At 69.0% G+C, this 11,989-nt stretch carries 11 protein-coding genes; 3 read left to right on the top strand and 8 right to left on the bottom strand.

Features of this window, described 5'->3' with window-relative positions; translation table 11 throughout:
- The first annotated feature begins 23 nt into the window (after nucleotides 1-23).
- Nucleotides 24-461: an excinuclease ATPase subunit gene (locus tag V8246_RS16150; protein WP_187572682.1), complete on the top strand. Its 438-nt coding sequence runs from the start codon at nucleotides 24-26 to the stop codon at nucleotides 459-461.
- 47 nt (nucleotides 462-508) lie between these two features.
- On the opposite strand, the gene V8246_RS16145 is transcribed toward V8246_RS16150, so the two are convergent.
- The 6 genes from V8246_RS16145 to V8246_RS16120 form a co-directional block, all read right to left on the bottom strand.
- The gene (locus tag V8246_RS16145) at nucleotides 509-2,896 is read right to left on the bottom strand and encodes a heavy metal translocating P-type ATPase (RefSeq protein WP_336190135.1); all 2,388 of its coding nucleotides are present in this window, start codon (nucleotides 2,894-2,896) and stop codon (nucleotides 509-511) included.
- Nucleotides 2,893-3,288 (bottom strand): heavy metal-responsive transcriptional regulator, encoded by a 396-nt coding sequence (locus V8246_RS16140; protein WP_185896223.1) that lies wholly within the window; start codon nucleotides 3,286-3,288, stop codon nucleotides 2,893-2,895. The genes V8246_RS16145 and V8246_RS16140 overlap by 4 nt, the downstream gene beginning before the upstream one ends.
- Before the next feature lie 90 nt (nucleotides 3,289-3,378).
- The gene (locus V8246_RS16135; protein WP_336190133.1) at nucleotides 3,379-3,906 is read right to left on the bottom strand and encodes a DUF411 domain-containing protein; all 528 of its coding nucleotides are present in this window, start codon (nucleotides 3,904-3,906) and stop codon (nucleotides 3,379-3,381) included.
- An 11-nt stretch (nucleotides 3,907-3,917) separates the two neighbouring features.
- A complete protein-coding gene (locus V8246_RS16130) occupies nucleotides 3,918-4,832 on the bottom strand; it encodes a copper resistance protein B (RefSeq protein ID WP_336190132.1) in 915 nt (304 codons plus the stop codon).
- Nucleotides 4,829-6,631, bottom strand: a complete 1,803-nt coding sequence (locus V8246_RS16125) for a copper resistance system multicopper oxidase (RefSeq protein WP_336190131.1) — start codon at nucleotides 6,629-6,631, stop codon at nucleotides 4,829-4,831. Before V8246_RS16125 ends, V8246_RS16130 begins: the two co-directional genes overlap by 4 nt.
- Before the next feature lie 101 nt (nucleotides 6,632-6,732).
- Nucleotides 6,733-7,140, bottom strand: coding sequence for a CopL family metal-binding regulatory protein (locus V8246_RS16120; RefSeq protein WP_336190130.1), 408 nt, complete (start codon nucleotides 7,138-7,140; stop codon nucleotides 6,733-6,735).
- Nucleotides 7,141-7,287: 147 nt separating this feature from the next.
- Between V8246_RS16120 and V8246_RS16115 the strand changes: the two genes are divergently transcribed.
- Nucleotides 7,288-8,289 carry a glucokinase gene (locus tag V8246_RS16115; RefSeq protein ID WP_336190286.1) on the top strand — a complete coding sequence of 334 codons (1,002 nt, stop codon included), beginning with the start codon at nucleotides 7,288-7,290 and terminating at the stop codon, nucleotides 8,287-8,289.
- An 89-nt stretch (nucleotides 8,290-8,378) separates the two neighbouring features.
- A complete protein-coding gene (locus tag V8246_RS16110; RefSeq protein WP_336190129.1) occupies nucleotides 8,379-9,644 on the top strand; it encodes a ferredoxin reductase family protein in 1,266 nt (421 codons plus the stop codon).
- Nucleotides 9,645-9,701: 57 nt separating this feature from the next.
- On the opposite strand, the gene V8246_RS16105 is transcribed toward V8246_RS16110, so the two are convergent.
- Together V8246_RS16105 and V8246_RS16100 are read right to left on the bottom strand one after the other, a co-directional pair.
- Complete coding sequence (locus V8246_RS16105; RefSeq protein ID WP_336190128.1) at nucleotides 9,702-10,784, bottom strand: alpha/beta fold hydrolase; 1,083 nt, start codon at nucleotides 10,782-10,784, stop codon at nucleotides 9,702-9,704.
- A 51-nt stretch (nucleotides 10,785-10,835) separates the two neighbouring features.
- Nucleotides 10,836-11,966, bottom strand: coding sequence for an acyltransferase family protein (locus V8246_RS16100; protein WP_336190127.1), 1,131 nt, complete (start codon nucleotides 11,964-11,966; stop codon nucleotides 10,836-10,838).
- Between the last annotated feature and the right edge of the window lie 23 nt (nucleotides 11,967-11,989).

The raw sequence follows: 11,989 nt of genomic DNA, 5'->3' as shown, positions 1-11,989 counted from the left end.
CCCGTTATCCCAAGGAGCTCACCATGAAACGCATTCTCGCCACGGCCGCATTGGCCCTGCTCACCGCCCCGACCGCATTCGCCGCCGACACGCGCCTGGAACTCCCGCTGCGTGAGCTGATCGACTCGCCGCAGGCCAAGGCCGCCGGCATCGATGGCAGCGTGCGCTTCTACCTGGCCGGAGAAAAGACGCCTGCCGTGGCCGCCCGGATGGGCGAGGACGTCACCAACAAGAAGACCAACGGTGTGGGCAAGTCGGACGTGGAATCCTGCAACTGGGTGGCGCTGTCGGCGCTGAAGGCATTGCAGGAAGGCGCCAAGGACCGCGGCGCGAATGCCGTGATCGATATCGTCAGCTACTTCAAGAAGAACGAGTTCCGCAGCGCCACCCACTACGAGTGCTACGCGGGCAACATCATGAGCGGCGTGGCTCTCAAGGCGACCTACGCAAAGGTCAAGTAATCGCCCGCGCATCGACATGCGGCCGCCCGAGGGCGGCCGCATGCGTTTCAGTCGCCGGAGATCGCCGCGCGCCGCAGGCGCAGGGCGTTGCCGACCACCGAGGCGGAGCTGAGGCTCATGGCCAGCGCCGCCAGCATGGGCGACAGCAGCGGGCCGCCGAACAGGCCCAGCAGGCCCGCTGCCACCGGCACGCCGAGCGCGTTGTAGACGAAGGCGAACGCCAGGTTCTGCCGCATGTTACGCACGGTGGCCTCGGACAGCGCCTTGGCCCGCGCGATCCCGCGCAGGTCGCCCTTCACCAGCGTGACCTGCGCGCTGGACATGGCCACGTCGGTGCCGGTGCCCATGGCGATGCCGACATCGGCCGCGGCGAGGGCGGGGGCATCGTTGATGCCGTCGCCGGCCATGGCGACCCGGTGCCCGGCCTGCTTCAGGCGCGCCACCAGGGCCGCCTTGTCGGCGGGGCGCACGTCGCCGTGGACCTCGTCGATGCCCAGGCGCGCGGCGACCGCATGCGCGGTCCGTTCGCTGTCGCCCGTGGCCATCACGATGCGGAGCCCGCCCTCGCGCAGGGCGCGCAGGGCCTCCGGCGTGCTGGCCTTCACCGGATCGGCCACCGTGATGCTGCCGGCGGGCGCGCCGTCGACCGCGAGGAACATCACGCTGCCGCCTTCCTCGCGGGCGTGGCCGGCATGCGCCTCCAGCGCCTGCACCGGAACCCGCTCCTCCTGCATCAGCACGGCATTGCCGAACGCGAGCCGATGGCCGTCGACACGGCCGCGCACGCCGATGCCGCTGCCGGATTCGAAATCCTGCGCTGGCGAGAGTGTCAGTCCGCGACGGCGCGCTTCCTGCACGACGGCCTGCGCGAGCGGATGTTCGCTGCCTGCATCCAAGCTGGCGGCCAGACGCAGCACCCTGTCCTCATCGAACGGCGCCAGTGCGTGCACGCCGCTGAAGACCGGTCGGCCTTCGGTCAGGGTGCCGGTCTTGTCGACAATCAGCGTGTCCACCTTGCGCAGGGTCTCGATGGCCTCCGCGTCGCGGAACAGCACGCCGGCCTGCGCGGCGCGACCGCTGGCCACCATCACCGACATCGGCGTGGCCAGCCCCAGCGCGCAGGGGCAGGCGATGATCAGCACCGACACCGCATTGAGCACGGCATGCGTCCATGAGGGTTCAGGGCCGAACAGGCCCCAGCCCAGCAGGGTCGCCAGGGCCGCGCCGAGTACGGCCAGCACGAACCAGAACGACACCCGGTCCGCCAGCCGCTGCATCGGCGCGCGCGTGCGCTGCGCCTGTGCCACCAAGTGCACGATCTGCGCCAGCACGCTGTCGCTGCCCAGTTTCTCCGCGCGGATCACCAGGCTGCCCGCCTTGTTGAGCGTGGCGCCGATGACGCGGTCGCCGGGCGCGCGCGGCACGGGCATCGGTTCGCCGGTCAGCATGGATTCGTCCACATGGCTGCGGCCTTCCACCACCACGCCATCGACCGGCACCTTCTCGCCGGGCCGCACGCGCAGCCGGTCGCCGACGTGCACGTGCGACAGTTCGACATCCTCCTCTTCGCCATCCTCGCGCAGGCGCCGCGCCGTCTTCGGCGCCAGCCCCAGCAGGGCGCGGATGGCGGCGGAGGTCTGCGAGCGCGCCTTCAGTTCCAGCAGCTGGCCCAGCAGGGTGAGCGAGACGATCACTGCGGCGGCTTCGAAGTACACCCCGACATGGCCGTGTTCGTGGAACGAGGGCGGGAACAGCTGCGGTGCCAGCACGGCCACCACGCTGTAACCGTAGGCGGCGCCCACGCCGGTACCGATCAGCGTCCACATGTTGGGGCTGCGGTGGCGGATGGACTGCGCCCAACGCTGGAAGAACGGCCAGGCCGCCCAGAGCACGACCGGCGTGCTGAAGGCGAATTCCAGCCAGGTGCGCACGGTGGGCGGGATGATGTCGAGGTACATGCCGCCCATGGCCAGCAGCAGCGTGGCCGCACTGAACGGCAGCGTCCACCAGAAGCGCCGGCGGAAGTCGGTCAGCTCCGGATTCTCATCTTCCTCCAGCGAAGGCAGCATCGGCTCCAGCGCCATGCCGCACAGCGGACACGTGCCCGGACCGTCCTGCACGATCTCCGGGTGCATCGGGCAGGTGTACTGCGTGCCGGGCGCCGCCGCCGGAGCATCGGCCTGGGGGGAAGGCTGCAGGTAGCGCACCGGATCGGCGACGAACTTCGTGCGACAGCCGGCCGAACAGAAGTGATAGGTCTGGCCCGCATGTCCGGCGTGATGCGGGGTGGTGGCGGGGTCGACCCGCATGCCGCAGACCGGATCCAGGACGCGGCCATCGTCGGCCTTGGGCGCATCGCGATGGCCGCTGCAGCACGCGTGCGTCGCGGTGGGCGGCGCGGGCCGGTCGGCAGGGGAGTGGGGCGTGGGGTTCATGCCTCACCTCCCAGTGCACCGACGATGGGGCATTGATCCAGCGCGCCGTGGCCGGGGCAGGCCTCCACCAGGGTGCGCAGGCCGTCGCGCATGCGGGTCAGTTCCGCCAGGCGCCGCTCCACGTCGGCCAGCTTGTCGGCCGCGGCGGCGCGGATGGCGGCCATGTCGCCGTCGCGTGCGCTGCTCAGTGCCAGCAGGTCGCGGATCTCGTCCAGGGTGAAACCCAACACCTTGGCGCGGCGGATGAAGTTCAGCCGCAGCACGTCATCGGCCTCGTAATGCCGGTAGCCACTGGCGCTGCGGGTGGGCGGGGGCAGCAGGCGCTGCTTTTCGTAATAGCGCACGGTGTCGATGGGGACACCGGTGCGGCGGGACAATTGTCCGATGTTCATGCGGGGACTCCTCGAAGTACCTGCAGTCTGCACCCTGGAGTACGCTCCAGAGTCAAGAGGGCGGGCGGCGTCCGTGCCGCCCTTTCCGGATCACGGCGAATGTTCCGCGTAGGGCGTGGTGCTGCCGTCGCGGTTCAATGCCAGCACGGTGTAGGCAGGCGCATCGACGCCTTCCACTTCCATCCCCGGAGAACCGATCGGCATGCCGGGCAGGACCAGGCCGCGGATCGGCGGCTTCTCGCGCAGCAGGCGGCGGATGTTGTCGGCCGGCACATGGCCTTCGATCACGTAGCCGTCCACTTCGGCGGTGTGGCAGGACGCGTGCTGGGGCAGGATGCCCAGCCGGTCCTTGACCGGGCTCATGGCGTCCTCCACGCGGTCTTCCACATCGAAACCTGCGGTGCGCAGGTGTTCGACCCACAGATGGCAGCATCCGCAGTAGGCATCGCGATGGACGGTGATCTTCGGCGCAGCAGGGGCCACCGTCTTGCCCGGCACAGGCGCCGCCATCGCGGCGCGTGCGCTTTCCACCGGTGCGGGCACCGCCTGCGAGCAGGCGGCAAGAGTGACGACAAGCAACGGCAGGAGCAGGCGGGGCAGCGGAATGACAGGTTCCATCGTGTCCTCCATCAGAACCAGATCCGGACGCCCGCGACGATGCGGGTGTCGCGCGTGGATTCGCCCTCAGCACGGCGCAGGTCCGCGGTGTCGCCGAGTGCGCGTTCATGCACTACGCCGACATACGGGGCGAAACGGCGCGTCACCTCGTAGCGCAGGCGCAGGCCCGTCTCGATGCCGGTGAATCCGCGCGCGGTGCCGTACGCCGGGTCGTCTTTCGCGGCGAGGTCCACTTCGACCAGCGGCTGCAGGATCAGGCGGTTGGTGATGCGCAGCGTGTACTCGGCCTCGACGTTGGCGGCGACCTGTCCCCCTTCACCGACGTAGGCGGTCGCCGAGACTTCGAAACGGTAGGGCGCCATGCCCTGCACGCCGAACGCGGCCCAGCTGCGTGCGTCGCCGGGCTTGAAGTCGTGCCTCACGCCGGCCACCACATCCCACCAGGGCGACACGCTGCGCCCGTACAGCGCTTCCAGGTCGGCGCTTTCGGTATGGCCGCCGACGCGCTCGCCTTCGCTGCGCAGCCACAGGCGGCCGGTATCGGTGCCGAACCAGGCCACGCCTTCCCAGGCCTGGCCGATGCCTTCGTCGGCGTCCCAAGCTTCGAGCCGGTTGAAGGTCACCTTGTGGTTGAACGCGGGGGCGTGTTGCATGGCGTGGTGGTCGATGTCGGGAAACGCGGCTGCCAGGTCCTCCGCGGTGACAGCGGGGATCGGTTCGCGCGGCGCAGCGGATGCTGCCACGGGCGTCGCTTCGGACATGGCGCCGTGGTCGTGATGCGCGTGCTCTTCAGGCTTGGAGGTGTCCTGCGCCTGCCTCGCATGCTGCGCATGGTCGTGATGCTGCGCGATGGCGGGCGCAGCGGCGCCGAGCATGGCGGCGAGCACCGAGGCGAGGCGGAGCGGGGCGGGGGATAAGGTGTTCATGCCTCGATCCTCACTTCCCGCATCATGCCGGCTTCCATGTGGTACAGCAGGTGGCAGTGGAAGGCCCAGCGTCCCAGCGCGTCGGCGCGCACGCGGTAGCTGCGTCGCGTGCCTGGCGGCATGTCGATGGTGTGCTTGCGCAGCTGGAAACCGCCGTCCGCATCCTCCAGGTCGCTCCACACGCCATGCAGGTGGATGGGGTGCTGCATCATCGTGTCGTTGACCAGCACGATGCGCATGCGCTCGCCGTACGTCAGCTTCAACGGTTCCGCGCTGGCGAACGGGATGCCGTCGAACGACCAGGCGAACTTCTCCATGTGACCGGTCAGGTGCAGCTCCACGGTGCGCCCGGGTTCGCGACCATCCGGATCATCGAACAGGCTGCGCATGGCGCCATAGGTCAGTACCTGGCGACCGTTGTCGCGCAGGCCGATGCCGGGATCGTCGAGTTTCGGTTCGCTGGCCGACGACTGCATGTCCACCAGCGGATTGCCGGTTTCGCTGGCGGGATGGTTCGGTGCGTTCGACGGTGCGCCGTGCGCGCTGTGGTCCATGGCGCCCATGTTCGCGCCGCAGCCACCTTCGCCCATCATCGCACCGCAGCCTCCCTCCATGCCCTTGTGTGCACCGTGGCCACCCATGTCGTGGCCCATGTCGGCCATCGTCAGCAGCGGACGCGGGTCGCGCGCCGGGATCGGCGCTTCCAGTCCGTCGCGGATGGCCAGCGTGCCGCGCGCATGGCCGGTGCGGCCCATGTCCTGCGCGAAGATCGTGAAGGCCTCCTGGCCCGTGGGTTCGACGAGCACGTCGAAGGTCTCGGCCACGGCGATGCGGAACTCGTCCACGCTGACCGGGTGGATGTACTGCCCGTCGGCGGCCACGACGGTCATCTTCAGGCCCGGGATGCGCACGTCGAAGTAGGTCATCGCACTGCCGTTGATGAAGCGCAGCAACACCTTCTCGCCTGGCTTGAACAGGCCCGTCCAGTTGCCGTCCGGCGAGGCGCCATTCACCAGATAGGTGTAGGTGTGGGCATTGATGTCGGAGATGTCGGTGGGTGTCATCCGCATGCGTCCCCACATGCCGCGGTCCTCGAGGGTCTCCTTCAGTCCGTCGCGTCGCGCGTCGCGCACCAAATCCACCAGCGTGCGCTGGTAGTAGTTGTCGTGCTCCGGCATCTTCTTCATGCGCCGGTACAGCGCGGCCGGATCCAGGTCGGTCCAGTCCGACAGCAGCACCACGTGCTCGCGGTCGTGGTGGTACGGCGGCGGATCGCGCGGGTCCACGATCAGGGCGCCGTACAGGCCGGCCTGCTCCTGGAACAGCGAATGGCTGTGGTACCAGTAGGTGCCCGACTGCTTCAGCTGGAAGCGGTACTGGAAGGTTTCGCCGGGGCCGATGCCGTTGAAGCTCAGGCCCGGCACGCCATCCATGTTCGACGGCAGCAGGATGCCGTGCCAATGGATGGAGGTCATGTCGCGCAGGCGGTTGCTGACGCGCACGGTGACCGTATCGCCTTCGCGCCAGCGCAGGGTGGGCGCGGGCAGGCTGTCGTTGACGGTGATTGCGGGCCGGCGGCGGCCGGTGATGTCGACCGGCATCGCGCCGATGCTCAGGGCGAACGCGGTGCCGGCCATCTGCGCGGCGCCGCCGCGACGCGCGGGCGTGCCGGCGGAGGCGGGCAGGCGCGCCAGCCCCAGGCCGAGCGCAGCGCCGCCGCTGGCCAGTCCGGTGACGAACTGGCGGCGGGTGGGACGGAACGCGCCCAGGCGTCCCACGGTGGGTTCATCGTGTTTCATGCAAATGCATCCTGTCGGTCAGGACGCACGGTCGCCCGCGCGGCAGGCGCCGTCCGTCGTGTGAGGTAACCGGCGCGTCGGTGCGCGCCCGGCTTGCGGCGTCAAGCCGCCAGGATGGGAGGTCGGTGGCGGTGCGAAAGACGCGCGGAGGTGTGGGCGGCGGCGTGGTAGGCCGGTGCTTCGGTCCGGGCGTACCGTTGCGCAGGCAACGACGAAGGCCATGCGAGCGCGGGCGCGTGCTGGGTACAGAACCCATCGCAGCTGCCTGCCTTGCAGCAATCGGGCAGGCCCGCATCGCCGTCGGGGTGGGCGGAGGAGTCCGTGGCTTGTTCGTCCATCGGCATCGCCATGTCCATGCCCTCGTGGCACGGTGGCGCATCGTCGTGTGCCTGTTCCATCGCCGCCATGCCGCTCATCGCCATGCGCGTGGCGGCATGCGCATACGCCGTGCCATTGAGCAGCAGCACCAGGCAGAGCAGGGCACGGAGCAGGGGCACGAACCGGGACATGCAGGGATGATACGCCATGGGCGGCAGACGCGCGTTGACGCAGGATGAGCCCCGCCGAGCCGGACGCCCGGACCAGGCGGGGACACGCTATCCTTGGCGCGTACTTCAGGCATTGGGTGACGTGGTATTCGCATGACAGGCACGGCAATGACGGGCGAGGTGCCGACAGGCGATCACACGGATTCCTCCCAGGATGCCCCGGTGTCCACCCGCATCATCGTGGCGGATGTCGGCGGTACCTATGCGCGGCTCGGCTGGATCGACGCCGACGGCGGCAACGAGATCCACGACTACCGCCGCTACGCCTGCGCCGACCATCCCGACCTGGCCTCGATCCTGCGGGATTACGCCGCCGGCACGCCCTGTCGTGGCGCGGTCGTGGCCATCGCCGGCGTGCTGGAAGGCGACCGGCTGATCAACTCCAACCTGCCGTGGCCCGTGTCGGTGGAACAGACGCGGGCGGGCGCCGGGCTGGCGTGGGTGCAGCTGATCAACGATTTCGAAGCCGTGGCCAATGCGGTGCCCACGCTGGCGCCCGACACGCTGTCGCCGCTGACGCCGACGGTCGCGTCGGGCGCCTCATCGCCGGCGCTGGTGATCGGGCCCGGCACCGGGCTGGGCGCAGCGGTCTGGATCGAGGGCCAGCCGCCGCGCGTGCTGCCCACGGAAGTCGGCCAGGCATCGCTGGCGGCCGGTAATGCGCTGGAACTGGACATCGTGCGCCTGCTGCTGCGGGACCGGCCGTACCTGCACAACGAGCACGTGTTGTCCGGTCCGGGCCTGATGAACCTGTATCGCTGCCTGTGCGAACTGCGCGGCGCCGCACCCGTGCATGTGGAGGCCGGTGCGCTGGTGGCCGCGGCGACGTCGGACGCGCTTGCGCGGGAAACGCTGGAAACATTCTGTGGCTGGCTGGGCAGCGTGGTCGGCGACCTGGCGATCATTTTCGGCGCGCGGGTGGTCTATCTGGCCGGCGGCGTGACCGCGCACATTCCACAGTTCCTGCACGACGGCCGCTTCCTGCAGCGCTATCTCAACAAGGGCGTGATGACCGAGCAGCTCGAGCGCGTTCCGGTGTGGCGGGTGGAGCATGGGCAACTGGGGCTGCTGGGGGCCGTGGCCTGGTATCGGCAGAACCGGAAGGCCTGAGCGCGGTTCGCGGGGTTGATCCGGATCAACGCGCGCCGGCTGCACGGGCCACCATAATCGGTCTGGCCCTTTGATTGGACGGACCTGACATGCGGCTCGGTTCGCGTTCCCTGATCGTTCCCGTGGTACTGGCCAGTTTCGGCCTGACGGCATCGGCGGTTCCCGGCAGCACCTGGCCGACCACGGCGATGCTGAGCCTGGGGTCGGGGGTCGCGGCCGTGTCGCTGATGGCGCTTGCGGCCGTCCTGGGAGCGCGCTGGAAGGCGGTCGAATCGCTGTTCGGCGGTCTGGACCGCGTCTACGAGACGCACAAGTGGCTCGGGGTGTGGGCGCTGGTGTTCGCGTCGGTCCACCTGGTCTTCAAGGCGGGCACGCCGGCATGGGAGACCGCTGCCATCCTGCCGCTGCCCGGAGCGGTGACGCGCCTCGTCCGGCAACTCAGCTTCGTGTCGCTGATGCTCATCGTGTTGCTGGCGCTGAACCGCAAGATCCCGTACCGGACCTGGCGGTGGTGGCACAAGCTGTCCGGTCCGCTGTTCCTGATCGTCATCGCGCATTGGGCCAGTTTCAAGTCGCCCATCGTGCTGGCCAGCCCGGCGGGCGCATGGCTGGCCGTGCTGTCGTTGCTGGGTGTGATGGGGGCGGCCTACAAGCTGCTGCTGTATCCCCTGTTCTCGCGGCATGCGCGATACCGCCTGCGCGCGGTGTCGGCCAACGGCAGTGCCGTCCATCTGCAGTTGGTGCCGGAAGGCCGGCGCATTCCCTTCCTTGCGGGGCAGTTCGCGTTCGTGTCCTTCGAGCACGACGGCCTGCGCGAGCCGCATCCCTTCACCATCGCCAGCGCGGGGGGCACCGATGGCGGGATCGCCTTCATGGTGCGTTCGCTGGGCGATTACACCGAACGGCTGGTGAAGGAGGCCCGGCCGGGCATGGTGGCGCAGGTCTACGCACCGTTCGGCCGGTTCAAGCGTGCGCCTGCAGGACGGAAGGAGATCTGGATCGCCGGCGGCGTGGGCGTGACGCCGTTCATCGCCTGGCTTCACGATGCTGATGCGACCGGGCTGGACGGCGTGACGTTCTTCCATTTCTTCACCCCGGGCCGCCAGCTTCCCGAAGCCGTGGATCTTCCGGGCATGGCGCGTGCGCGCGGCGTGGACCTGGTCGACATCGCGACGGGGCCGTCTTCGGCGGGGTTCCGCCAGCAGTTCGCGCAACGGGTCGAGCGCGCGGGCGCATCCGGCGTGCAGATCAGCTTCTGCGGTCCGCAGGGCCTGCTGGACCATGTGCGCCAGCTGATGCGCGAAACCGGCGTGGCGGAAGACCGGCTGCAGCACGAACTGTTCGAGTTCCGCTGAAGCGGCGGCATTCATGCGCTGCCCGGGCAACTCCGGCGGCGCCACACCGCTTCCGCGCTACGGCGCCCGGGTGTCTTCCGCGAGGAAAGCCTTGATCGCCTGCGCATAGGCTTCAGGCTGTTCCCACCACAGGATGTGCCCGGCACCGGCAACGAACCGGTAACGCGCGTCGGGAAACAGGTCCACGTATTCGTAGGCTTCGGCGTAGGGCACGAAGTCGCACTGTCCCTGGAGTACCAGCACCTTGCCCGGGAAGCGGCGCATCTGCGGCCGGGGATCGGCGACATCGCCGAACCAGTTCGCGCCGGTGCGCACGTACAGCCCGGCGCCTCCTTCCTCAGGCTGCACCTTGCGCGGATCGCAGACCATGTTGCGGGTGAAGCGCGCGGCCAGCGTATTCAATGCGGCATCCGCTTCCGTGTCCGATACGGTCTTCACGTTGAAGGCCATGGCGATCGCCTGCGCCAGGATCACCTTGGGCGGCATCGCCGACAATGCCGTGTCGCGGCGGTACTGCTCCGCATCCGGCGGACGGAAATCCAGCGCCGCAGGAGCGGGAAACCTCGACGCCACCACGGCGCGTCCTTGGTCATCGTACTGCGCGGGCTCCAGGTTCCCGGGCGCGCTCAACACCAGGCGAGTGACCGTGCCCGGATAGCGGGCTGCGTAGTACGCCGCGACGCGGGCGCCGTGCGAATGCCCGATCAATGCCACGCGCCGGGCGCCGAGATGCCGGACGACGATCTCCCGCAGATCGTCGATCTGATCGTTGAATCCGCTGTCCTTGGGGTGGAGGAGGCGGTCCGAAAGACCGGAGCCGTGCTGGTCGTAGAGGTAGACCTCATGTCCGGCGTCGGCCAGCGGCCGCAGTGCCTTGATGACCGACGAGTGCACGTAGCCACCCGGTCCGCCGTGCAGGAACACGACCGGCATGGCGCGGGGAACGTCGGCCGGCGGCGCCAGTCTCGTGTACGCGATGCGGTAGCCGCCCTGCATGCGCAAGTACTGCGTATCCGCGCGCGGTTGAATGGGGAGCACGGTCGGATGCACCGGCACCAGGTACACCGCCAGCACCGCTACGGACAGCAGCGCGATGCACGCGCCGCCCGCGCGGAACAGCCATCGCAGCCAACGTTTCATGCATCACGCTCCCTTATGTCCACCTGAGGGTTCGGCACTGGAAAGATCGCCTCAGACGGAACCCGCTGTCGCAGGACGGCGCGCCATGGCCGTGAGTTTCCCGCCGAGCAGCCTGCCGATCACCGTATGTCGCACCAACGCTTGATAGCTGGCAAACGAAACCGCCAGCGTGGACACGGTGGCGAGTGCGAACTTGGCACTCCAGTGCAGTCGCACGTCCAGCAGCCCGTACTGGATCGCGAACAGCACGGGAAGGTGCACCAGGTACACCCAGTACGAGGCGTCGGCGAGCCAGCGCAGGGTCCTGTTCCTCCCGCCCAGCCATCGTCTCGCCGCGAGCACGCACCACAGCGTCATCCAGCACCCCGCATACGCCTGAAGCAGGGCGTGTCCCCAGGACGATGGCCGGACCGCCGCGGTGAAGCCACGGCTCGACCAGAACAACAGCGCATAGGCCACGACAGCGCCGCACAGCAGCCATGACGACAGTGGACGCAGGCGATCGAGCAGGTCGGCGCGCCTGTACATGCCGTAGCCCAGCGCGAAGTACGCCCCGAAGAACACCAGCGCCCACAGTGAGGGGAGCAGGGCGTCGGGCGCAGGCCAGGGAACACCGGCCCAGACCAGCGGCAGCGCCAGCCACACGGGCAGCAGGGCGGGCAACAGCGTCGCCGGCAGCGACGCGAGCGAGTCTCCGATGCGCCGCAGTTCCAGCGTGGACGCAACCCAGACAAGCACCGTGAACAGCATCAGGTAGAACAGGAACCACAGGTGCGCCCAGCCGGGCACGAACGGCATCGTGCCGTGTTGGTCGATGTAGGTGCGTAGCCAGGCCAGCGCGGGCGATGGGTGCACGACCGAGGCGGCGGCATGCTGGGTCAGTCCGTACATGCTGGCGGTGACCAGGGGCAGGAACAGCAGCAGCGGAAGCAGCACCCGCGCGCACCGGTTGCGGAACAGGCCGCCCAGGCCGCGGCGCGCCACCAGCCAGGCGGCGAAGAAGCCTGTTACCACGAAGAACAACGGCATGCGGAACAGATGCAGGAACCAGGCGGCGCCATCGACGACGATGGATCGCCCCGTATCGGCCGTCGGCCAGATCGGATGCATCAGGGGGCTGTAGGCCAGCGCCGCATGGAACACCACACCGGCCAGCATGGCCAGCGCCCGCAGATGGTCCATGTAGTGGAGGCGGTCCTCGGCCT

This window comes from Pseudoxanthomonas sp. F11 (assembly GCF_037046485.1).
Lineage (GTDB): Bacteria > Pseudomonadota > Gammaproteobacteria > Xanthomonadales > Xanthomonadaceae > Pseudoxanthomonas_A.
The sequence above is the reverse complement of the archived record's forward strand: the minus strand, read 5'-3'. Positions and strand labels throughout refer to the sequence as shown.